The organism is uncultured Alsobacter sp. (assembly GCF_945952055.1).
Lineage (GTDB): Bacteria > Pseudomonadota > Alphaproteobacteria > Rhizobiales > Beijerinckiaceae > Alsobacter.
Window position 1 is genome coordinate 14,306 of record NZ_CAMFHB010000030.1, and the last position, 22,903, is coordinate 37,208.

General features: G+C 68.0%; 21 protein-coding genes. 9 read left to right on the top strand and 12 right to left on the bottom strand.

Annotation, left to right across the window (positions count from 1 at the left end; translation table 11 throughout):
- Positions 1-33: 33 nt before the first annotated feature.
- The 6 genes from Q0Q47_RS20100 (at position 34) to Q0Q47_RS20125 (ending at position 8,853) form a co-directional block, all read left to right on the top strand.
- Positions 34-1,476: a YcjX family protein gene (locus Q0Q47_RS20100; protein ID WP_293863704.1), complete on the top strand. Its 1,443-nt coding sequence runs from the start codon at positions 34-36 to the stop codon at positions 1,474-1,476.
- Positions 1,473-2,522 carry a YcjF family protein gene (locus Q0Q47_RS20105; RefSeq protein ID WP_293863707.1) on the top strand — a complete coding sequence of 350 codons (1,050 nt, stop codon included), beginning with the start codon at positions 1,473-1,475 and terminating at the stop codon, positions 2,520-2,522. Before Q0Q47_RS20100 ends, Q0Q47_RS20105 begins: the two co-directional genes overlap by 4 nt.
- A 141-nt stretch (positions 2,523-2,663) precedes the next feature.
- Positions 2,664-4,016, top strand: coding sequence for a flagellar hook protein FlgE (locus Q0Q47_RS20110; RefSeq protein ID WP_293863710.1), 1,353 nt, complete (start codon positions 2,664-2,666; stop codon positions 4,014-4,016).
- Between the two features lie 204 nt (positions 4,017-4,220).
- Positions 4,221-5,570, top strand: coding sequence for a flagellar hook protein FlgE (locus tag Q0Q47_RS20115; protein ID WP_293863713.1), 1,350 nt, complete (start codon positions 4,221-4,223; stop codon positions 5,568-5,570).
- A 35-nt stretch (positions 5,571-5,605) separates the two neighbouring features.
- Positions 5,606-7,444, top strand: coding sequence for a flagellar hook-associated protein FlgK (gene flgK, locus Q0Q47_RS20120; RefSeq protein ID WP_293863716.1), 1,839 nt, complete (start codon positions 5,606-5,608; stop codon positions 7,442-7,444).
- 14 nt (positions 7,445-7,458) lie between these two features.
- Positions 7,459-8,853 (top strand): hypothetical protein, encoded by a 1,395-nt coding sequence (locus Q0Q47_RS20125; protein ID WP_293863719.1) that lies wholly within the window; start codon positions 7,459-7,461, stop codon positions 8,851-8,853.
- 526 nt (positions 8,854-9,379) lie between these two features.
- Here Q0Q47_RS20125 and flaF read toward each other — a convergent pair.
- The 6 genes from flaF to Q0Q47_RS20155 all read right to left on the bottom strand — a co-directional run bounded on the left by flaF (position 9,380) and on the right by Q0Q47_RS20155 (position 15,018).
- A complete protein-coding gene (flaF, locus tag Q0Q47_RS20130; protein WP_293863722.1) occupies positions 9,380-9,754 on the bottom strand; it encodes a flagellar biosynthesis regulator FlaF in 375 nt (124 codons plus the stop codon).
- Entirely contained in the window at positions 9,738-10,130 is a 393-nt protein-coding gene (gene flbT, locus Q0Q47_RS20135) for a flagellar biosynthesis repressor FlbT (RefSeq protein WP_293863725.1), read from the bottom strand. Before flbT ends, flaF begins: the two co-directional genes overlap by 17 nt.
- A gap of 136 nt (positions 10,131-10,266) precedes the next feature.
- Complete coding sequence (locus Q0Q47_RS20140) at positions 10,267-11,112, bottom strand: flagellin (RefSeq protein ID WP_293863728.1); 846 nt, start codon at positions 11,110-11,112, stop codon at positions 10,267-10,269.
- A gap of 262 nt (positions 11,113-11,374) precedes the next feature.
- Entirely contained in the window at positions 11,375-12,640 is a 1,266-nt protein-coding gene (locus Q0Q47_RS20145; protein WP_293863731.1) for a glycosyltransferase family A protein, read from the bottom strand.
- Positions 12,641-12,671: 31 nt separating this feature from the next.
- Positions 12,672-14,042: a GlcNAc-transferase family protein gene (locus Q0Q47_RS20150; protein WP_293863734.1), complete on the bottom strand. Its 1,371-nt coding sequence runs from the start codon at positions 14,040-14,042 to the stop codon at positions 12,672-12,674.
- A 112-nt stretch (positions 14,043-14,154) separates the two neighbouring features.
- Complete coding sequence (locus Q0Q47_RS20155) at positions 14,155-15,018, bottom strand: flagellin (RefSeq protein WP_293863737.1); 864 nt, start codon at positions 15,016-15,018, stop codon at positions 14,155-14,157.
- A gap of 268 nt (positions 15,019-15,286) precedes the next feature.
- On the opposite strand from Q0Q47_RS20155, the gene Q0Q47_RS20160 reads away from it, so the two are divergent.
- A complete protein-coding gene (locus tag Q0Q47_RS20160; RefSeq protein WP_293863740.1) occupies positions 15,287-16,060 on the top strand; it encodes a cephalosporin hydroxylase family protein in 774 nt (257 codons plus the stop codon).
- Positions 16,061-16,064: 4 nt separating this feature from the next.
- Here the strand turns inward: Q0Q47_RS20160 and Q0Q47_RS20165 are convergent, their stop codons facing one another.
- The 6 genes from Q0Q47_RS20165 to Q0Q47_RS20190 form a co-directional block, all read right to left on the bottom strand.
- Positions 16,065-16,559, bottom strand: a complete 495-nt coding sequence (locus Q0Q47_RS20165; RefSeq protein WP_293863743.1) for a flagellar biosynthesis regulator FlaF — start codon at positions 16,557-16,559, stop codon at positions 16,065-16,067.
- Between the two features lie 111 nt (positions 16,560-16,670).
- A complete protein-coding gene (locus Q0Q47_RS20170) occupies positions 16,671-17,966 on the bottom strand; it encodes a hypothetical protein (protein WP_293863870.1) in 1,296 nt (431 codons plus the stop codon).
- A gap of 202 nt (positions 17,967-18,168) precedes the next feature.
- Positions 18,169-18,561: a flagellar protein FlaG gene (locus tag Q0Q47_RS20175; protein ID WP_293863746.1), complete on the bottom strand. Its 393-nt coding sequence runs from the start codon at positions 18,559-18,561 to the stop codon at positions 18,169-18,171.
- Between the two features lie 137 nt (positions 18,562-18,698).
- Complete coding sequence (locus Q0Q47_RS20180; protein ID WP_293863750.1) at positions 18,699-19,172, bottom strand: hypothetical protein; 474 nt, start codon at positions 19,170-19,172, stop codon at positions 18,699-18,701.
- The gene (locus tag Q0Q47_RS20185; protein WP_293863753.1) at positions 19,159-19,476 is read right to left on the bottom strand and encodes a rod-binding protein; all 318 of its coding nucleotides are present in this window, start codon (positions 19,474-19,476) and stop codon (positions 19,159-19,161) included. The genes Q0Q47_RS20180 and Q0Q47_RS20185 overlap by 14 nt, the downstream gene beginning before the upstream one ends.
- Positions 19,476-20,603 carry a flagellar basal body P-ring protein FlgI gene (locus Q0Q47_RS20190; RefSeq protein ID WP_293863756.1) on the bottom strand — a complete coding sequence of 376 codons (1,128 nt, stop codon included), beginning with the start codon at positions 20,601-20,603 and terminating at the stop codon, positions 19,476-19,478. Before Q0Q47_RS20190 ends, Q0Q47_RS20185 begins: the two co-directional genes overlap by 1 nt.
- Positions 20,604-20,828: 225 nt before the next feature.
- Here Q0Q47_RS20190 and Q0Q47_RS20195 point away from each other — a divergent pair, with 225 nt between their 5' ends.
- Together Q0Q47_RS20195 and Q0Q47_RS20200 are read left to right on the top strand one after the other, a co-directional pair.
- The gene (locus Q0Q47_RS20195; protein WP_293863759.1) at positions 20,829-21,218 is read left to right on the top strand and encodes a flagellar assembly protein FliX; all 390 of its coding nucleotides are present in this window, start codon (positions 20,829-20,831) and stop codon (positions 21,216-21,218) included.
- Between the two features lie 291 nt (positions 21,219-21,509).
- Positions 21,510-22,877, top strand: a complete 1,368-nt coding sequence (locus tag Q0Q47_RS20200) for an MBOAT family protein (RefSeq protein ID WP_293863762.1) — start codon at positions 21,510-21,512, stop codon at positions 22,875-22,877.
- Positions 22,878-22,903 lie beyond the last annotated feature (26 nt).

Here is a 22,903-nt window from a genome sequence, read left to right on the forward strand (position 1 = left end):
ACATTCGGCGGCAGTGGAATGCGAGTCCCGCCGTTGCCGTCCTTTTCCGATCTCACCTTCGACCTGACCGTTGCGGCGCGCTCGCTGGCGGATCGGGTCGCGGACGTCGCCAATCCCACCCTGCGGCTCGGCGTGACGGGCCTCTCGCGGTCCGGAAAGACGGTGTTCATCACCGCGCTCGTGCACGCCCTGCGGCGGCAGGCCCGCCTGCCGGTGTTCCGCGCGGCGGCGCAGGGGCGCATCACCCGCGCCAGCCTGGCCCCGCAGCCCGACGACGCGGTGCCCCGCTTCGCCTTCGAGGACCATCTCGCGGCGTTGACCGGCGACGACCGTCACTGGCCCGCCTCCACCAGCCGCATCGCCGAGCTGAGGCTGGAGATCGCGTTCGAGAGCGCCGCCGGCTGGCGGTCCGGCTCGCGCATGCTGACCCTCGACATCGTCGACTATCCCGGCGAGTGGCTGCTCGACCTCGCTTTGCTCGACAAGCCCTTCGCCGACTGGTGCCGCGAAACGCTGACGGCGTGCCGCTCGCCCCACCGGGCCGGCGTGTCGGCGGCCTTTCTCGAGGCGCTGGCCGGGATCGACCCGAAGGGACCCGCGGACGAGACCGCCGCGCGCGTCCTCGCCGACCGCTTCCGCGAGTCGCTCGTGGCGGCGCGCCAGGAGCCGCTGTCCTTCTCGGCCCTGCCGCCGGGACGTTTCCTCATGCCGGGCGATCTTCAGGGTTCGCCGGCCCTCACCTTCGCGCCGGTGGATCTCGACGGGTCGGCGATCCCGTCGGGCAGCTTCGCGGCGATGATGGAGCGGCGCTACGAATCCTACCGCGAGCACGTGGTGCGACCGTTCTTCCGCGATCACTTCGCGCGGCTCGATCGGCAGATCGTGCTGGTCGACGCGCTGGCCGCCCTGAATGCGGGCCCGGCCGCGGTGGCCGACCTGCAGGCGGCGCTGGAGGCGGTACTCTCGGCCTTCCGCACGGGCCGCAACTCGATCCTGTCGAGCCTGTTCCGGCCGCGCATCGACCGGGTGCTGTTCGCCGCGACCAAAGCGGATCACCTCCATCACACCAGCCACGACCGGCTCGAGGCGGTGCTGGAGCTGCTCGTGGAACGGGCGCGGGCGCGGGCCGCCGGGCTCGGTGCGCGCGTCGACACGGTGGCGCTCGCCTCCGTGCGGGCCACGCGCGAGGTTCGCCTCAACGAGGGCCGCCAGGCGCTGGATGCCATCGTCGGCACGCCGCTGGCCGGTGAGGTCATCGCCGGCGAGACCTTCGACGGACGGGCCGAGGCGGCCGTCTTCCCCGGCGAGCTTCCCGACGATCCGGCGGCCGCGCTCAACGGCACCGCGGCCGGGGTCCGCTTCGTGCGGTTCCGGCCACCCAAGGTCGCGTTGGCCAGCGACGGACTGCCCGGACCCCTGCCGCACATCCGGCTCGACCGGGCCCTGGAATTCCTGGCCGGAGATCGTCTGGCATGAGCAAGGCGCCGCGTGCTTTCCGTCTCGACGACCCCAATGTCAGCTGGTCCGACGCGGGCACCCCGCCGCCCGGCACGGGCGTGCTGGTGACCGACACGGACGACGAGAGCGTGTTCGAGGACGCCGAGCGCCGCGCCGAGCGGGCCGAGGTCCACAAGGCCGAGCTGGGGCTGGGCCGGCGGATGCTGGGCTGGGGCGGGGTGCTGGCGGGCGCCCTGTTCGGGCTCGTGGTGCTGTGGCTCACGACGGCGCTGGAAGCCTTCATCGTCGAGCAGATCCAGCGCAACGTCGTGCTGGGCGTGCTGGCGGCGGCGCTCGCCGCGCTGGCCGCCGTGGCGCTCATCGTGCTCGTCTGGCGGGAGGTTCGCGCCGTCGTGCGGGCCAAGGGCATCGCCGCGTTGAAGGCGAGGGCCGAAGCCATCCTCGTCAGCGACGACCGCAAGGAGGGCAGGGCGGTGCTCGCCGAGCTCGTCGCGCTCTATGCCGGGAGGGCGGAGACGGCTCGGGCGCGGGCCCGCCTCGCCGAGACCGCGGGGGACGTGATCGACGGGGCCGACCTGATCCGGGTGGCGGAGCGCGAGCTCATGGCCGGCCTCGACCGGGAGGCCCGGCTCGCCGTGGCGGGCGCGGCGCGGCGGGTGTCGGTGGTGACGGCGATTTCGCCGCGGGCCATCGTGGACCTGCTGTTCGTCGCGGCGCAGGCGCTCCGTCTCGTCCGGCGCATCTCGGAGATCTACGGCGGCCGCCCGGGCGCCATCGGGTTCTTCCGCCTGCTGCGCGCCGTCGGGGGCCATCTCGCCGTCACCGGCGGCATGGCGGTGGGGGACAGCCTCGTGCAGCAGGTGCTGGGGCACGGGCTGGCGGCCAAGCTCTCGGCCCGGTTGGGCGAGGGGGTGCTGAACGGCCTGCTCACCGCGCGCGTCGGCCTGTCGGCCATCGCGGTGTGCCGTCCCTTGCCCTTCGCCGCCGAGAAGGAGCCGACGGTCACGGACGTCGCCGGTTTCCTGTTCACGCGCGGCGACCCGGCAAATCCTTCCGGGCGCTAGTTTCCGCAACCGGCTTTTGTTTCCGCAACCGGGGGTGTTTGCCCTCTGAAAGGGCACGCCTTTTTCCTGGCACCGGCCTTGCGCCGGTCCCGTCGTCATGTCCGGCCCGCCGGACCGCGTCCAGAAACGACGGGACTCAGAATGAGTATCTTCAGCGCCCTCACCACGGCCGTGATCGGCCTTCAGTCGCAGTCCTTCGCCCTCGAGGCGATCTCCGGCAACATCGCCAACTCCCAGACGGTCGGCTTCAAGCGGGTCGACACCGCGTTCGAGGACATGGTCACCCAGTCCGTGCCGCGCACCCAGCAGGCGGGATCGGTGTCGGCCTTCTCCCGCGGAACGACGACGATCGCCGGGAGCACCACGGCCACGGGCGTGTCGACCAACTTCGCCCTCGACGGCAGCGGCTTCGCGGCCGTGCGCCAGCGGATGGACAGTGGCGGGCCCACGCCGAGCTTCTCCGACCAGATGTTCTACACCCGGCGCGGCGACTTCCAGGTCGACCGCAGCGGCTATCTCGTCAACGGTACCGGCATGTACCTGTCGGGCTATCCGATCGATGCCCCCAGCGGCACGCCGAAGGGCTCCACGCCCGACGTCATCAAGGTCGACGTGGGGCTGTCGCCGGCCAAGGCCACCAGCACCCTGTCCTACAGCGCCAACCTTCCCGCATCCGCCAGGACGGTGGCGGTGGCCAACGGATCGGCGGGAAGCGACGTCTGGGCCGCGGCGCGCGGCACGACCCCGGCGTCGATCACGCCGATCACCACCGCATCGTCCGCGAGCTTCGCCGACAACTCGATCTCCGGCCAGTCGGCCCGTCTCTATGACGCCAAGGGAACGCCGGTGGACCTGGAGTTTCGCTGGACCAAGGTCGAGGCCCGCGCGACGGGCGGCACCACCTGGGGCCTCTACTACAACGCAACACCGGGGCACGCCGCGCAGGATGCGGATTGGACGCTCGCCACGGCCTGTTCCTTTGCTTCCAACGGCACCCTCATCGATCCCATCGCCCCCGTGTCGGTCAACCTGTCGTCCGTGGGCCTCGGCACGGTGGCCCTCGATCTCACCGATGGCCGGCTGACGCAGTTCGCGGATGCCACGGGCGAGGCCAAGGTGTCCCGGCTGAGCCAGGACGGCTACGCGTCCGGTGTCCTGCAGGGCGTCTCGATCGGCGACAGCGGGCGCGTCGTCGCGAGCTTCAGCAACGGCCAGACCCAGGAACTCGCCCAGATCGCCGTGGCGCGGTTCAACGCGCCGGACAAGCTGGCGCGCGGCAGCGGCGGCGCCTTCGCGCAGACGCCCGAGTCCGGCGACCCGTTGTTCAACGGCCAGGGCGTGTCGTTCACGAGCGGTGCGCTGGAGGGCTCCAACACCGACGTCGCCGAGGAGTTCTCGAAGATGATCGTCACGCAGCAGGCCTACTCGGCCAACACCCGCGTGGTGTCGACGGCGCAGCAGATGATGCAGGAGGTCATGAACATCATGCGCTGACGGCGCGCGGCCACCGGGACCCGGCAAAATCTGCCGCCGATTCCCGGTTGTGCTGGCTGAATCTTCCCGACGAGGATGCTGAATCCTTCATTAATCCTCTGATTCTCCAAGCAAATTTCCATGGCACACGTCTTGCGGGTTGTCCTCAGGTTTTTTTCCAGCGCCGCGCGATCCACGCGGCGGAGGCAACGACGAGAGGGTGGCATGAGTATCTTTGGGGCCATGATCACGGCCGTGTCCGGATTGAGGGCACAGTCGTTCGCGATGGAGAACATCTCCGACAACATCGCGAACTCGCAGACGACCGGCTACAAGCGCGTCGATTCCAGTTTCGAAGACCTCGTCCCCGACTATCCGCTGCGCGTGCAGCAGGGCGGGTCGGTCGTCGCCTTCTCGCGGGGGACGAACACGCTCGCCGGCAACATCACCACGACCGGGGTGGGCACCAACGTCGCGCTGGGCGGGGAGGGCTTCTTCGTCGTCCGCGAGCGCACCAGCTTCGCCGGTGCGACGCCCACCTTCTCCGCCGGCAATCTCTACACGCGGCGCGGCGACTTCGAGCTCGACAAGAACGGCTACCTCGTCAACGGGGCCGGCAACTATCTCGTCGGCTACACCGTCGATCCCGTGACCGACGCGGTGACCGGCGGCGCGCCCGACGTGATGCGCTTCACCAAGGACCTGATCCCGGCGAACGCCACCACGAGCATCGAGTACCGGGCCAACATCCCGGCGTCTCCGATCACTGCCGCCACGACGACCACCGCGGGCAGCGAACTCATCGGCGCGTCCGGCGGTGCAACGGTGTCGGCCACCAACGAGCAATCCTTCCTGGACCACACCATCTCCGGCGGCAGCGTCACGCTCTACGATTCGCTCGGCAACCCAGTCACCGCGCAGTTGCGCTGGGGCAAGGTCAGCAACGCGGCCGCCGGGCCGCCGGCGACCAACGACACGTGGAACCTCTACTACATGAGCAATTCCGCGGCGACCGGTGCCACGACGAAGTGGACCAATGCCGGCTCGACCTTCACGTTCGACAGCGCCGGCCAGCTCACGACCGCGATCCCCGTCTCGATCAACTTCACGATCGACGGCACGGCGCTGGGCGCCATCGGCTTCAATCCCGGGACCGGCGGCCTGACGCAGTTCGCGGATGTGAGCGGCCAGTACAACCCCACCAGCATCCGGCAGGACGGCTATTCGGCCGGCGTGCTGCAGGACCTGAAGATCTCGGACTCCGGCCGCATCCAGGCGGTCTACTCCAACGGCCAGACCCAGCCGGTGGCGCAGATCGCGGTGGCCCAGTTCAACGCCGCCAACATGCTCAAGCGCGGCGACGGCTCGACCTTCACGGAGACGCTGGAGTCGGGCTCTCCGCTGATCTCGCCCTCGGGCGGGGCCTTCCTGAGCGCCTCGGTGGAGGGGTCCAACACCGACATCGCCGAGGAATTCTCGAAGATGATCATCACGCAGCAGGCCTACTCGGCCAACACCCGCGTGGTGACCACGGCGCAGCAGATGTTGCAGGACGCGATCAACATCATCCGGTGACGGATTGAGGGGCCCCGAAGGGCCATGGTGACGTCATGAGTCTCTCCACCGCCCTGTCCAGCGCCCTGAGCGGCCTGCGCACGACGCAGACCCAGATGCAGGTCGTCTCGGGCAACGTCGCGAACGTCGACACGCCCGGCTACAGCCGGCGGTCGGCGCAGCTCGTCGAGACGACCGGCAACGGCAACGTCAACGGCGTACGGGTCGCGGGCGTCCAGAGGGCTCTCGACGGCATCCTGCAGCGCGAGCTGCGCACCGAAACGTCGGGCTCCGGCTACACCGGGGTCCGCGCCACCTATACCGACCGCCTGCAGTCGCTGTTCGGGCAGCCCGGCGACGCCAGCTCGCTGCCGGGCGTGATGAGCGCGTTCACGACGGCGCTGCAGGATCTCGCGAACGACCCGGCCTCGAGCACCGCGCGGACCGCGGTGCTGAGCCGGGCCGCCACCTTCGCCAGCACGCTCAACAGCGTGTCCAACGGCATCCAGCAGCTGCGTGCCGACACCGAGACCGCCATCTCCGCCGACGTGGCGCGGGCCAACGAGCTCCTCAAGACCATCTCCTCCCTCGACCAGAAGGTGGGGCTTTCGCAGGGGCAGGATCCCTCGCTCCTGGATCAGCGCGACGCCCAGATCAACGAGCTCGCCAAGCTCATGGATCTCAACGTCACCACCAATGCCAACGGCACGGTCAACCTGTCGACCCAGGGCGGACTGCGGCTCTTCGACCCCACCGGCCCGGTGACGCTGGCCTTCGACGGGCGCGGGACCATGTCGGCCGGGTCGCTCTACAGCAGCGGGGCGAGCCGCGGCGTCGGCACCATCACCGCGACGACCCCCGGTGGCACCACGGTCGACGCGCTGGCGCAGGGCCTCATCCGGTCCGGCGAGATCGCCGGCCTGCTCGAGCTGCGCGACAAGACGCTCGTCGATGCCCAGTCCCAGGTGGACGAGCTCGCGGCGGGCCTGGCCTCGGCCATGGGCAACAAGATCAATGCCGGCGCGGCGGCCACCGCCGGCGCGGCGACCGGCTTCGACGTCGACACCACCGGCATCCAGCCGGGCAACGTGATGACCGTGAACGTCACGGTCGGCGGCGTGCCGAAGACCTACTCGTTCATCAACCTGGCCACCGGCGGCACGCTGCCGGCCAACGCGACGTCCAACCCCAACGACATCGAGGTCGCGGTCGATTTCTCCAACCCGGCGACCGCCGCGGCCGCCATCGGCACCGCGCTCGGCTCCGCCTTCACCGTCTCAAACACCGGCAGCACGATCCGCATCCTGGACGACGGCGCGGCGGGGACCTCCGACGTCTCGGCGGCGTCGGCCAGCATCACGCTCACGGGCTCGCTGCAGAGCGGATCCCCGGAGTTCGCCCTCTTCGTCGACGGGGCGAACGGGCAGCCCTTCACGGGCTCCTTCGCCAACGGGTCGCAGAAGACCGGGCTCGCCGCGCGGCTCATCGTGAACCCCGCGGTCAAGCTCGATCCGAACCTCCTGGTGAAGTACGCGGCCACGACCCCGTCGGGCGACACCACGCGCCCCGCCTTGATGTTGGACCGGTTGACCAGCACGAAGTTCACGCTGGGCCTGTCGAACGGGTCGGGCGGCACCACCGCCTACACCGGCACGATGCTCGACTTTTCCAGCCGCGTGGTGGCCGCCCAGGGCGAGATCGCCGCAGGGGCCGCGCGCCTCGACGAGGGCCAGAAGGTGGTCCAGTCCTCGATCGAGAGCCGCTTCTCGGCCGCCAGCGGCGTCAGCATCGACCAGGAGCTGACCAACCTGGTGCAGATCCAGAACGCCTATTCCGCCAATGCCCGCATCATGAGCGCCGTCAAGGAGATGATGGATCTCCTGATGCGCATCTGACGAGAGTGTGAGCCATGACCGTGTCACCGATCTTCCTCGGCAGCTACTCGGTGGAGTCGTTGCGGGCCCGCACCAATGCGACGCAGTTCACCGACCTCAAGAGCACGATGACCGACCTGCAGCGCCAGCTCGCGACCGGCAAGCTGGCCGACGACTGGGCCGGCATGGGCACCGAGCGCGTCACGTCGCTCGACATGAACGCGCGGGTCTCGATCCTGGATGGCTACGCGTCCAACATCACCGACGCGCAGACGCGCCTGAAGCTGATGGACACCAGCCTGGCGCAGCTCGACAAGAACCGCTCGGCCGCGATCGGCGAGCTTTCGCTCGACAGCTACCAGCTGCGTTCGGGAGGCACGACCCAGGGCCAGATCCTCCTCACGGGTCGCTTCAACGAGATGATCGACCTGCTCAACCAGGACGTCGCTGGCCGTTACGTGTTCTCCGGGCGGGCGACCGACACGAAGCCGGTGGCCTCGGCCGACGTGATCCTGAACGGCTCCGGCTCGCAGATCGGCCTGAAGACGGCCATGGCCAACCAGCGCACGACGGATCTGGGCAGCGGGCTCGGCGGCCTCGCCGTGGGCGTGAGCGGCAACGTCGTCTCCATCACCAAGCCCGGCGCCGGCGGCATGACCGTGTCCGGCACGTCGAGCTTCGACTTCACCACCCAGCCGACCGAGGGACAGACCTTCACCGTCAAGGTCACCCTTCCCGACGGCACCTCGCAGGACGTGACCCTGGCGGCGTCGTCCAACCCCGGCGCGGGAACGAGCACGGGCGCGGCCTTCCAGATCGGCGCCACCTCCGCCCAGACCGCGACAAATTTCGGAGCGGCCATCACCACGGCGCTGACCAATGTCGCCAACACGTCGCTGTGGGCGGCCTCCGGCGTGAAGGCCGCGCAGGACTTCTTCAACGGCAACATCGCCAATTCCGTGCAGTGGTATCTGGGCGACAACTCCGCGACGCCGCGCCAGACCGCCCTGGTGCGCGCGTCGGACGGCGCACCGATCGCCAGCGGCGCGCAGGCCAACGAAGCGCCTTTCCGCAACCTCCTGGCCAGCTACGCGGTCATGGCGGCCGACAGCTTCCCGTCGTCCAACGCCAATTCGCCGGCCCGCTACGACGCGGTGAAATCGCGGCTGCAGACGAACCTCGCGGAGACGCCCGGGGCGAGGGTCGCCGACGTCCAGACCGAACTCGCCCTGGCCTCCGTCGACATCAACACGGCCAAGGAGCGCAACGCCGCCACCAAGAGCGTGCTGCAGGACCACATCAGCGCCATCGAGGACGCGAGCCCCGAGCAGATCGCCGCCCAGCTCCTGAGCCTGCAGACGAGCCTGCAGGCGAGCTACCAGACGGCATCCATGGTGTCGAAGCTGTCGCTGGTGAACTACCTGAGCTGACGCGCAGCCGTACTCTTCGGCACGGCGTGCGAGATGGCTGCCGTCGGCGGGAGCGGGCAGCCAGGACTTTCATCGCGCGAAGGCAACACAGTGGTCCTGGCCGAATCCGGCACAGTGAAGGATGCCCGGGCGGTGCCTTCTTGGCATAGACGCAGAGCAGACTCGATCGTTGAGCGCGTTCTCCCTCCCCTGCAGGGGAGGGTGGCTCGCGCGAAGCGCGAGACGGGTGGGGGCGGCGGATACGGATTTGGCACGACATCAGGGCCGGCCCCGGCTCTCTCGCCTCGTTCTTCGCCGCGGCCCCCACCCGTCAGCCGCTTCGCGGCTGCCACCCTCCCCTGCAGGGGAGGGAGAGCGCTCATCATTTAGGCTCGAGCGAGATGTGTAAATCGAGAAGGGCCGTGCCCGGGCTAGACGCGCGTTTCGGGAGGCGCCGGGTGCCGCTGGTCCTGGGGCGCTCAATCGGCGCAACGCCGTCTCTGTCGCGACGACGTCCCGACGGGCAGGCGGCGGAGCCTGTCTTCGCTCAGGCCGCTTCGGCGCGGGCGCGCAGGCCGGCGGCGATCTCGCGGTTGATCGAGATGAGGATCGACGAGCGGCCCGGGACCGGGTCCTGCATCAGCTCGTGCGTCCGCTTGAAGATGAAGATCGCGAGGTTGGCGATGTTCTGCTTGATCGGGCGGGGCAGAGGGTTGCTCTCCTCGACCACGGCCGACACCAGGATCGTCCAGATCTTGCGGTTCTGAAGGAGTGCCGTCTCGAACTCGTGCTTGCGGGCGTCCCAGTTCTCGTTGATCGCCTGCAGCTGCGCGGCGGACTTCATGAGGACGTGGGCTTCGAGTTCGCGCGGGGGCAGGCTCGCCTGGGAGACGGCGCCGTAGGCTTTAGCCGCGCTGTGCATGAGACATCAACTCCGTTTCGTACTCGATGAGCTTACGCGCCACCTTGAGGGCTTTGTACATCTGGCCCGTTAAAATGTGGTTGTTGATCTCGGCCACGATCGGAAGCGAGCTCGGCGCGGCTTGCGTAAACTTCGTGATCAAGTCGATGTAGCTTTGCTGATACTTTGCCATATCGTCGGCGATATACATCAATTGTATGGTAAAGTAGATCTTCTTGCCGATGGTGTCGGCAGCCTCTTCGGTGACGATGTCCTTTTCCCGGAGGATCGGGGCGCTGCCCTCGATGAAGAAACGCGTGCGGGTCTCGCCATTGCGCAGCACGACGTTCCCGATCAGGATCCGTTCGTTCGGCTTGAGCTCGACCTTGAGCGCCATTTCTACCACTCCGTGTTCAGACGCCGGAGTGTGCGCAGAAATCCTTAATGGCTCAATAAGCCTGGCTTCAGGCGGAAAAAGGGGGCCGAGCCTTCTGGCCCAGCCCCCTGTTGTATCCGCTGAAACGGGCTCGTCGTCAGAAGAGACGAAGAACGGCCTGCTCGCGCTGCGAGGCGAGCGAGAGGGCGGTCTGGGCCAGCTGGGCGCGCGTGTTCAGCGAGACCAGGTTGGCGCCTTCCTCGTTGACGTCGGCGAGCGTGAGCTGGTCGGCGCCGGTCTTCAGCGTATTGATCATCGACGACGTGAAGTCCTGGCGGGTCTTCACGATGGCGCCGTTGGCACCCAGGGCGCTCGCCTCGCTGCGCAGGGTCGAGATGGCCTTGCTGACGTTGGTGAGCTGCGTCTGGATGGCGACGTCGCCGGTCGTGTCGGTGCCCGCGCCGTTCGTCCACGCACCGGCCGCACCCGTCGCGACACCCAGCGCGGTCGCCGTGAGGGCGCCGGTAGCCAGGTTCTGGATCGACAGCGTGGCAGTGGTGGTGCTGGAGTCGAACTTCACATTGAGCTTGTCGCCGTTGAGAAGGTTCGTGCCGTTATAGCCCGAGTTCTTCATCAACTCGTCGACCTGTCCCAGGATCGTGTTGTACTGCTTCATCAGCGACGCGCGCGTGGACGAGTCGGTGGTGGCAGCCGCGGTGCTCGCGAGACCCTGGGCGGTCTGCAGGAGCTTGGTCATGCCGTCGACGCCGGCCGAGGCCGCGTCGATCGTCTTCACCGCGCTGCCCATCGCGTCCTGAAGGCCGGAAAGGTCGTTCGCGCGATCGTTGAGGCTCGCCGCCGTGAAGAAGTTCAGCGGGTTGTCGATCGCGGTGTTGACCTTCTTGCCGGTCGCAAGACGGGTCTGAGCAGTCTGAGCGGCGCTGGTGGCCTGCTGGATCGACTGGAGTGCGTCGCGAATGCCAGACGAAAGAGTGATGGCCATGATCTTGGTCCTTCTGGGCTTAAACTGAGCGTTCTTGCTCGCAACCAGAAGTGTATCTTGCCGCCTTAATCAATTATGAATAGCAGAAACGGGTCGTTAACTTGGTCTATACTTGTAAAATACTTTCGTTCGATTCTTTGCGATTGGCTTCAGGCTTCGCTAACCACGATCGTGGGCGGACACGGCAAAACGCCCGCTGAGGAGCGGGCGTAAGTGTCTCTCGGATTTGCGGTTTTCCAGGTGGCCGGTCGCCGGCCCGGCGTCAGAGCGGCGCTTCGAAGCGGCGCATCATGGCCGCGAGGTCGAGCGCCATGTCCCCCTCGCGCAGCGGGCGAAGGGGGACGTCATTGAACGTCACGTAGCCCCTGACGCCGCCGGTTGTGTGCTTCTCGAAGTCGGAATCCGTCTCGCACAGGAGCTTGATGCCGGCGGGCACGTTGATCACCTCCCGCATCATGGCGAAGACCTTTTCGCAGGCGACAATCTCCGCCACGTGGGCGCGCTCGTACTCCAGGACGATCGCCTCCATCGCGGCCAGCCCCGACAGCTCCGCCTGGATGTCGCGCCCGATGGCCTGGACATTGTAGGCCAGCAGGCGTCGGTTGAGGTGCCAGGCCACGAGCCAGTTGCGAGCTCCCGTGTGCAGCCGCAGCGCCACCGACATGCGGGTGTTCGTGAAGCCCTGGATGCGCTGCAGCAGGGAGGGCAGGTCCGGGTAGGTCGGCTGGCCATCGGTCCGGCAGAAGGACGCCAGGTACTCGACGCCGCCGCGGTACTCGTCCCAGCCGTAGAGCGTCTCGGCGTTGCCGACGTGGCTGTCGCGCGAGATCGCGGTGACGATCATGAAGGGCTCGTGCGAGAACACGACCGTCGTGCGGGCCAGGAGGTGCGCCAGCAGCGTGAAGTAGTGGTAGCTGACCGAGCAGTAGGTGGAGAACGTCTCGGGCACCAGGTCGGCGCGGACGATGAAGATCTCCGGGAAGGCGTGGTGCTTGAGGAGGAAGTCCAGGCAGGCCGCGTGGTCGCCCGGCTCGAAGCGCTCTTCCTTGTCGGCCGTCCAGGCCGCCCCCATGATCTTGCTGCTCTTGGTCTCGTCGAGCAGGAACCAGGGCGCGTAGATGGCGCCGATGGAGGGATCGGCCTCCAGGCGGTCCACGTACTTGTCGATCATCTCCGGGATCAGCAGGTCGTCGTCGGCCAGATAGACGAGGTACTTGCCGCGGCCGCCGCGGAAGGCGCTCAGGAAGTTCGGCCGGAAGCCCCGGTTCTCCTTGTGGCGAACGTGGCGGATGCGCGGGTCCGTGGACATCCAGTCGGCCACCACCTCGGCCGTCCCGTCGGGCGAGGCGTTGTCGAACACCACGAATTCCATCGGGTGCTTGGCCTCGGCGAAGGCCTTGAGGTGGAAGCGGAAGGAGCGTTCCAACCGCATCGCCCGCTTGTAGCTGGGGATGACCACGGACAGGAGCGGCGCCGGGCCTTCGCTCACGGGGACGGCGCTTGCGACCGACGGCTGCGCTGTGAGCATGGTGTTCGTCCCCGTGGGTGCGGCGTCGCCGTCAGGCCGCCTTCGAGAGTTCGTTGTGCTGGTTCACCAGCCAGGCGAGGTGGGCCAGTTCCGAAACGAGCGCGTTCTTGTCCCAGTTGCGGAAGTCGGCTTCGAGATCGGCGACGGACTTCTCCGGCGGCATGCCGTTGTTCTGGATCGTCTTCACCGCCACCAGGAGCTGGGCCATCTCGACCGCGAGCGCCTCGACCGTCCAGGTGCGCAGCACGATGCGCAGCAGCCGCTCGTTCTCGGGCATCAGGTTGGGCCGCTCGGCGCCCTCGTCGTCCAGCGGCGGCACCCTGAAGGTGGTCAGGTCGTCGATGCCCTCGATGCAGCGCAGCCGCATGGCGTGTTCGCTGGCCCGCTTGCGGCGGAAGTCGATGCCGGCATAGTCCTCGTACTCGTCGATGCTGCGTGCGGTTCCCAGGCCGAAGAGGGCGAGGTCCCGGAGCACGTCGGGATCGGAGCTGAGGGCGTAGTTGCTCAGGTGGTTGAAGCGGCGGTAGCCGACGATCGCCTTGAGCTCGCGGTCATGCTTGAAGTCGGCGCCTTCGATCTCGCGGCGCTTGATGGTGTTGTTGCGCTGGAACTGGTGCCACACGATCCGGTGGCGCGGGGTGTAGACGTCCCAGCCGTGCGTGTAGAGGCGGATCGCGTAGCTGACTTCCTCGGTGCCGAAGTGGGCGTAGGGGTCGTAGGGGACCTCCTGGATCATCGTCGACCGGGCCGCCAGCGAGCCGGCCATGATGAACGGCATGCGATGGTGCTCGGGCATGGGCTCGCCCATCCACACGCCGGTGAAGCGGATGTGCCCGTCGCCCATGAAGCCGTAGGTCGTCACCAGCCCCGGATAGACCTCGGTGATCAGGTCGCCGGGCGACAGATAGGGCGGCGCGCAGGACGCCAGGACGGACTTCTCGCCGGGGCAGGACTCGATGTCCTCGATGAGCAAGGTGTCCCAGCCCTTCTCGAAGCGCATGTGCGAGTCGGTCTGGAAGAAGTACTCCTCGCCGCGCCACATGGCCTGGGCGAGGAAACGGGCCCAGCAGACGCCGCGGCTGGCGCGCCAGTCGAAGTCGAGCTGGCGGATCTGTCCGGGGTGGGTGGGCTTCACCTCGAAGAAGTCGAGGTCGGCCTGCGGGTCGAACTGCCACACGAGCCCGAGATGGATGCGCTCGGGATGGTCGGCCTTCTCGAACATGTCGCGGACGGTGAGCTGCGTCTCCGGATCGCGGAAGGATGCGATGGAGACGAAGATCCGCCCCTTGCCCCAGGCCTCGCCCGTGACGTCCGGGTCGGCGGCGGCCCGAATGGCCAGCGCACGCTCGTAGTCGGCGCGCAGCTCCGGCTCGCTCAGCGTCACGTCCTGGAGTAGGGCCATGGGAACCTCTGGTCTGACCTTGGCGCCGAGCCTGCGACCGGCGGGTGAACGGGACGGCGCGCTTTCGCCTCGAATCGCACGGAACGGCGCGCGGCGGCGCAACGCGCCCCGATCAGCTGAAGAGACGCAGGACCTGCTGCTCGCGCTGCGACGCGAGGGAGAGGGAGGTCTGGGCGAGCTGGCCGCGGGTGTTGAGCGAGATCAGCTTGGCGCCTTCCTCGTTCACGTCGGCGAGCGTCAGGTTGTCGGCGCCGGTCTTCAGGTGGTTGATGATCGCGGCGGTGAATTCCTGGCGGGTCTTGACGATGGCGTTGTTGGCGCCGAGGCCGCTGGCTTCCGCGCGCAGGGTGCTGATGGCCTTGGCCAGCGCGGTGAGGGCGGTCTGGATGTTGGCGTCGCCGGTGGTGTCGGTTCCCGCGCCGTTCGTCCAGGCGCCGGCTGCGATCGTCGCCAGGCCGATGTTCGTGGCGGTGAGCGCTCCCGTGCCGGAGGAGGCGGTGTTCGTCAGCACGCCGAGCGTCGCGGTGGTGGACGAGCTGTCGAACTTCACCGTGAGCTTGTCGCCGTTCAGCAGGTTGATCCCGTTGAAGCCGGCGTTCTTCATCAGCTCGTCGGCCTGGGCGAGCAGCGTGTTGTACTGCGTGCGCAGGTTGGTGCGGGTCGTCACGTCCGTGGTGGCGGCGGCGGCCGATGCCAGGCCCTGGGCGGTCTGGAAGAGCTTAGTCATGCCGTCGATGCCGGACGATGCGGCATCGATGGTCTTGGTCGCGTTGCTCATCGCGTCCTGGAGAAGGGCCAGGTCGTTGGCGCGATCGTTGAGGCCCGCCGCCGTGAAGTAGTTCAGCGGGTTGTCGATCGCCGTGTTGACCTTCTTGCCGGTCGCGAGCCGCGTCTGCGCTTCCTGCGCCTGCTGCGTCGTCTTCTGAATCGTCATCAGTGCGTCGCGGATTCCCGACGACAGGGTGACTTCGGCCATGCTCGGCTCCACTCGCGATCGTTTTCACGCTTTCCGGCATGGTTAACGGGAAAGGTTAAAGATACCTTTCGCGCATAGGTCGTTTTTTGAGATATATGCTCGATTAGATTGTATTTTGTGCCGCGCGGGGCTGTTGAGCGGCGGTTTCGCCGCCTCTCCCTGCCACCGCCGGGGCCTCCTCCAGCGTTTACGCTCCTGAAACGCGAGCCTTGGCATGGTGAACGCGCCGGGACTTGGCGGATCGTTCGCCGGCGGCAGGAGGCCAGCCATGAAGCTCGTCATCGACACCGAGGCGCGGACGCTCGATCGCGTCGAGGGGGACGTGCGGACGTCGCTTCCGCTCTACAGCGACGATGCTTTCGAGGCCATCGCCGACCTCTACGTGAAGGTCGGCTGGAACCAGAAATACCTTTACACCTTCAGCTGGATGGGCCGCCCCATCATCCAGATGCCGGACGACGTCATGCGCGTCCAGGAGGCCATCCACGCCATCAAGCCGGATCTCGTCATCGAGACCGGCGTCGCCCATGGCGGGTCGCTGATCCTCTATGCCTCGCTCCTGGAAGCGATGGGCGAGGGGCACGTGATCGGCGTCGACATCGAGATCCGGCCGCACAACCGCACCGCGATCGAGGCGCATCCGCTGTTCAAGCGGATCACGCTGGTCGAGGGGAGTTCCACGGCGCCCGACATCGTGGCCCAGGTCCGCGACAAGGCCGCCGGCTACAAGCGGGTGATGGTGCTGCTCGATTCCAACCATACCCGCGAGCACGTGGCCGCCGAACTGGAGGCCTACGCCCCCCTGGTCACCCCGGGCTCCTACATCGTGGCCACCGACGGCATCATGGCGATGGTCGCCGACACGCCCCGCGGCAAGCCGGAGTGGACCGAGGACAATCCGTCCCGGGCCGCGGAGGACTTCGCGGCGCGCCATCCTGAGTTCACCCTGCTGCCGGAGCCCCCGACGCCGTTCAACGAGAGCACGCTCACCCGCCAGCTCGTGACCCATTGGCCGCAGGCCTGGCTGCGCAGAAACGGCTGAGTTGTCAGGCCGTTGCGCGGCGGTCCGCGTGGACTGATTCAGCTTTCGCGTGTTCCCGTCCGTCATTGCGCGCCGGGGATGAGGATCTCGCCCTAAGCCGCTCGGCGAGAGTCCTTTTCCTCGTTTCGGTGGGTGTCGATGCCCGTCGCAACGCCTGCGCGTAGCGCGCCGTGATCCGCACCAACCGGGTCAGCGTCTCCTCGGAGGGGGACTCGACCGCCGCGTGAAGCGCGTCGAACACCGTACCGGCAATCCGGGCCGCCGCGTCCTGGCCCTCCTGCGGCATCTCCTCGTCGTCGAGGACGTCGCCCAGCACCAGGCTCCAGACGCGGGTGGCATGGTCCAGCACCGCGTCGAGCTCCTCCCGGGGTGCGGGCCAGCCGTTCAGCAGGTCGTGGATCCGTCTCGCCGACGCGAACAGGACTTCGGCCTGGAGCTCGGTGCCCGTCAGGGCGAGCTTCGCCGTGGCGGCGTAGGCCGCGGATGCGAACTGGTACATTCTGTACTCCGTGAAACCCGCTTCTGCGGATCATGGCGCTCCTGCTCCCGGCCGACGTGCCGGGACCAGGCCTTGCTGCCGGCGTGAGCCCCAGGGCTCGCCGCCGCACTCTCAAAGCAGCTTCAGCAGGCTCTGGGAGGTTTCCATGCGCACGGCGATCATCTTGATGGCGGCCTGGCGATTGGCCTGCAGGGAGGCCAGGCGCACCGTCTCCATGTCCAGGTCGGCCGAGGTGAGGTCGCTCGACGCGGCGTTGAGCACGTCGGCGAGGCCCTTGTTGAAGGTGACGCGGTTGTCGACCATCTGCTGGTTCGAACTCGTCGTCGCCGACCGGGTCTCGACGGTGGCCAGGGCGTTGCGGACGCTGTCGAGGGCCCCCTCGAGATCCGCGTCCTTGGCGAACCGCGACACGTAGGAGGATGCCAGCCCCAGGCCCTGTGCGTCGCTGGCGGTCGAGAATCCCATCTCGAACCCGCTCGCGTCGCCGTCGCTGAGCGGGACCTTCAGCTTCGCGCCACCGCCGTTCCCGTCGCCCAGGAGCATGTTGTCGACCTGCGAGACGCCCGAGTCGCGGGCGAGCAGGTCGATCTGCCGCATGGTGCTCAGATAGGAGCGATAGGTCTCCTCGCGCTGCTTCATGGCCGCGGTGGAGACGGTGGTGGGATCGAAGGTGACCGAACTCGTCGACGTGCCGAGGGTGGAGGCGGACAGGCCCGAGAACATCTTGCCCAGGTCGTTGACGGCCGTCCCGGCGCCGTTGGCCTCCAGCGTGATCGTCATCGTCGCGTCGGTGGTCAGGGCGAGCTGGCCGCCGTCCAGGCTCGCCGACACGGCGTGGGTGGTGGCACCGTCTGCGAAGGAGAGCTTGCCGAGCTGATCGATGAAGTCCTGGACCTTGCCCACCGCGATGGGGTTGGCGGCCGATCCCGCGGCGGGAGCGGTCGACCCGGTCAGCTGGGCTCCGCCGCCGGCGGGGGCCGTCGTCGTCATCTTGAAATAGACCTTCGTGCCGGCCGGGCCGACCGCGATGGAGATGACGTCCCCTTCGTTGAAGCGGGTGGCGCCCGTGCCGACCAGGCTCGCCGCGCTGCCGGCAAAGCCCATCGTCGAGACGGCGCGGGTCGCCAGCGCGTCCACCTTCGTCTCCAGCGAGTCGCTCAAGGTCTGCGACAGCGACTCCAGCTGCTGCTTCATGGTGTCCAGAGCGCTCTTCGCCGACTTCAGGGCCCGCGACGTCACCGACGTGTCGGCGTTGAGACGCAGGAGATCCTCGGCGCGGCCCTTGTAGCTTTCGGCCCGGAAGAAGGCCTCCGGGTCATCCTGGGCGCTGTTCACCCGCTTGCCCGTCGACAGGCGCTTGCTGACCATGTCGATCTCGTCGGCGTTGCCGCGCATCATCGACAACATGGACACGAGGGAAGAATCGAGACCCGACAACGACGCCATAAATCACCTTTGAAAATACAGACAGGTTCAATGTGTCGCTTTGTGCACGAATTCGACTTAAATCGACGTAAGAAAACCTCGTGAGCGTCCCGCAAATCGGTCCGCTCGCATTTGCTTCAAATTGTATGGAATGGGTCCGCCAAGGGGCGCGGGGGAGAACCGCTCACGCGGACTTGGCGACGTGCTCCACGTCGGCAGGCGTGTCGGGCTTCGTCTTGGCCTGGGCAGCGGCGATATAGGCGCGCAGCCGCAGGATCGCCTCGTCGGGGATCTGCTGCACGACTTCGCCGGTGCGCGTGTCCGTCTTGCGGAACACCAGGGCGTTGGTGTCCTGGTCCTTGGTCGTCTGCTTGCGGACTTCCTCGGTGGAACTGTCCTGCAGAGCGCGGGCGGCGCGCGAAATCTCGACGCTGGCGGCCTCGGTCGGCGCCGTCGCCGTCACCGTCTTGGCGGGGGACAATTCCGTGGTCACGGCCTCCCGCACGGGCTGCGGGTCCGGTCGGGCGACCACGGGGGCCGGCTGTTGCGTCGGCCGGTTCAGGGGGCCGATGTCCATGTCGAAATCCTCTCGACGGTACGACCTGCTTCTGGTCGTCCCCTATCGGTTACCTGAGGAGTCCGAAATCGCTGTTACCCGAGATTGTAAAATTCTTTGTATGCACGTTTTTGACGGCGGCGCGCCCTTGGCGCAGCTCACAGGCTCTTCGAGATCATCAACGGACCCGGCGACTGGCGGGACGCCGGGCGCTGCCGGCCCTGGCCGTAGGTGTTGAGCGTGCGCGGCGCGTCGACCTCCGCGGCCAGGCTGCGCACGATCCCTTCCGAGACCGAGCGGGCCGTGGCCAGCACGGCCATGTTGACGCTGAGCGCCTCCGCCAGCGACGCCTGCGCCTGCTTGAGGCGCGCGACGGAGGCGGGGGCCCAGCGGGCGAGCGCGATGGCGTTCGACTTGAGGGCGTCCAGGCCCTGGACATAGGCCTTGGCGGCGTCGGACTTGGCGTCGGCGAGGGTCGCGGCCTCGCGCAGACGCGAGGCGCGCAGCAGCTCCGTCTCGTCCAGCACGACCCGGTTCAGGGATCCCATGAGGCCGATGAGGGCTTCCACCATGGCTTCGGCGTCGCGCGGAGACGTGACGGCGGCCTTGGGAGCGGGCTCAGCGGGACGCATGGGCACCTCCCTGGATCTTGAGGAGTTCATTGTAGATGTTGGAGGCGATGCCGACGCCGCCGGCCTTGCTGATGCCGGAGGCGTATTCCTTGGTCAGCATGTCGCGCCAGATCTGGCCGCCCGTGCCTTCCGCCGCCAGGGGCCCTTCGCCGCCGAGGCCCGACGTCATGTGGCCGAACATGTTCTCCAGAAACAGCGTCTCGAACTCGCTCGCCGTCTTCCAGAGCTTGGCGTCCCGCTGGCTGGGGGAGGGGATCCTGGCGGTCCCGGGGATCGTCGGCGTCGTCGAAAGGGCGGTTGCCATCACATCACCTCGATTTCGGCCTGCAGGGCGCCGGAGGCCTTGATGGCCTGCAGGATGCTGATCATGTCGCGCGGGCCGATGCCCAGCGCGTTGAGGCCGTCGACGAGCTCCTTGAGCGTCACGCCCTCGCGCACGACTGCGAGCTTCTTGCCGCTGCCGTCGTCGACGGTGACGCCGCTGCGCGGCACCACCGTGGTCTGACCGTTGGAGAGAGCGTTTGGCTGGCTCACCACCGGCTGCTCGGTGATGGTGACCGTGAGGTTGCCCTGGGCCACCGCCACGGTCGAGACGCGGACGTCCTTGCCCATGACGATGATGCCGGAGCGCTCGTCGATCACGACGCGGGCGAGCTGGTCGGGGTCCACCCGCAGCTGCTCGATGTCGGTGAGCAGCTGGACCATGTTGCCCTGGTAGCGGGGCGGGATCTGGATGCTGACGGTCGAGGGGTCCGTGGGCTCGGCGGTGTCGCCGCCCATGAAGTCGTTGATGGCCGAGGCGATGCGCTTGGCGGTCGTCAGGTCCGGGTTGCGCAGCGACAGGCGCAGGGTCTTCAGCGTCCGGAACTGGAACTCGATCTCGCGTTCCACCAGGGCCCCGTTGGCGATCCGGCCCACCGTCGGCACGCCGCGGGTGACGCTGGCGGCGTCGGCCTGGGCGGCGAAGCCCGAGATGGACACGGCACCCTGGCCGACAGCGTAGACCTCGCCATCGGCGCCGAGCAGGGGCGTGACGAGCAGCGTGCCGCCCTGCAGGCTCTTGGCATCGCCCAGCGCCGACACCGTGACGTCGAGGCGGGTGCCCTGGGTTCCGAAGGCGGGCAGGTTCGCCGTCACCATCACCGCCGCGACGTTGGCCGTGCGCAGGTTGGCGCCGCGGGTGTTCACGCCGAGCCGCTCCAGCATCGCGGTGAGGCTCTGCTTGGTGAAGGGCGAGTTGGCGAGGCTGTCGCCGGTGCCGTTGAGACCGACCACGAGCCCGTAGCCGATGAGCTGGTTCTGCCGGATGCCCTCGATCGAGGCGAGGTCCTTGATCCGCGAGCTGGCGGCCGAGGCGGGCATGGCCTGGGCGATCCCCCCGGCGAGAACCAGGGCGGCGACGATGCGGGAAAGGCGACGGACCAGTGTCATGGCGGCTTCCTGTGGCGCTGACCCGGTGCGAGCCGCGTGCCACCCGGCAAGTGGCTGTTTTTTCTGTCCGATTTGACTCGATGCCCGTTATGGACGGGAAACCTTGCCGTGCTGTTTCGCGGCGCTCCGGCAAAACCTGCCCAGCCGTTAACCGGTGCTTAACCATGGGCGGCAAAGCTCGGGCGTGAACCCCGAGGGCCTGCCGCCATGCGCATCGACCCCAAAATGCCCTTGTCCACCGCCGCGGCGAGCCCACGGCGGTCGACCTCGCGCGGGTTCACCCTGGATTCCCCGGCCGAGGAGGCGAGGGGAGGCGCCGCGGCGGCCTCGTCCTCGACGAGCCTCGCCGGCATCGACGCGCTGCTGGTGCTGCAAGCGGAAGAGGATCCCACCCAGCGCCGCCGGCGCATCGCCAAGCGCGGCAGCGACATCCTCGACGTGCTCGACACGATCAAGGCGGCGCTGATCGCCGGCCGCGTGCAGGTGTCCGAGCTCGCCCGCCTCCAGACCATGCTGCAGCAGCGGCGCGAGACCTCCGACGATCCCCGCCTGGACGAGGTGATCGCGCATATCGAGCTTCGCGCCGCCGTGGAACTCGCCAAGCTGGGGCGGTGAGCGGCGCCGACGGCCGACCGGTCCAGCTGGCAGTTCCCTCTCCGCGTCCTGGCCGGGCCTGACCCGGCCATCCACGACTTGAGAATGGCCCCGGCAAAGTCGTGGATGCGTGGGGTATGCCCGGGCAAGACGGCGGATCGGCAATTGCGCAGGCGGCCGCGGGGCCCGGCCGCGGAATGGTTCGCGCAAACATCTCCCGAATGGAAACGGCCCGGCGCGCGTCCGTTCAAAGCCTTGCCGGATTCGGCGCAGGTTGTGTTAAGGCATCGGCCCGCGCACGACGGGATTCCGATGCTCTTCAACTCCTATGTCTTCCTGATCGGGTTCCTGCCGATCGCGCTGGCGCTGTATGCGGCCGTGTCGCGGTATGCCCCGGCGCTGCGGCTGCCGGTGCTGCTGGTGCTCTCCTGCGTGTTCTACGCCTGGTGGGACTGGCGCTTCCTGCCCTTGCTGCTCGTCTCCGTGTGCATCAACTGGGTCGCCGCGCAGGCCTTTCAGGACCGTGGCCTGAAGGCCGCCGTGCCCGCCGCCATCGTGCTGAACCTGGCGGTTCTCGCCGTCTTCAAATATGCGGGCTTCTTCGCGTCCATCGCCAACCAGATGGGCCTGCCGGTCACCAGGCCCGACCTCGCCTTGCCGCTCGGCATCAGCTTCTTCACCTTCCACCACGTCATGTACCTGGTGGACCTGAGAGCCGGGCGCGCGCCGCGGCTCGATCTGGTGCGCTACGGCCTCTACATCGCCTTCTTCCCGCAGGTTCTCGCCGGCCCCCTGGTGCGCTGGAGCGAGATCATCAAGCAGTTCGACCTCGATCCGCTGCGGCAGGGGTGGGAGGAGCGCGCCGGGCGAGGGATCGTCCTCCTGGTGCTGGGCCTCGCCAAGAAGACCCTCATCGGCGATCCGCTGGCCGAGTATGCCGAGCCCGTGTTCAAGGCGGCGGCCTCGGGCGCGCCGCTCACCGTGCTGGAAGCCTGGCAGGGCGTCCTGGCCTTCACCTTCCAGATCTATTTCGACTTTTCCGGCTACACCGACATGGCGCTGGGCCTCGCGCTCATGCTCGGCATCGTACTGCCGCAGAACTTCGACGTGCCCTACCGCGCCCTGTCGCTCCAGGATTTCTGGCGCCGCTGGCACATGACGCTGTCGCGCTTCCTGCGGGACTATCTCTACATCCCGCTCGGCGGCAACCGCCACGGCGTACCGCGCCAGATGCTGGCGCTCACCGCCACCATGGGCCTGGGCGGCCTCTGGCACGGGGCCGGCTTCACCTTCATCGCCTGGGGGCTCGCCCACGGCGTGGGCCTCGCCGCGGGCCTCGCCTGGCGCAGGGCGGGCCTCGCCATGCCGAAGGTGCTCGGCTGGGCGCTGACCTTCCTCTTCGTCGCGCTCACCTGGGTGCTGTTCCGGGCCGAGACGTTCGAGGCGGCGGCCCGCCTCTACAAGGCCATGGCGGGCTTTGCCCCGCTCGGCTCCGGCTTCAAGTGGCGGATGCTGGTGGTGGCCGCCCTCGTCGCCATGCTCGGCCCCACCGCCTGGACGATCTCCCAGCGCTTCGCGCCGCGGGCGTGGGTCGCCGTGCTGCTGGCGGTGGCCTTCACCGTGGTGCTGCTGAAGATCGGCGACGACGCGAACTACGAGTTCATCTACTTCCAGTTCTGAGGAACCTCAGCGAGGCTCTGTGTGTC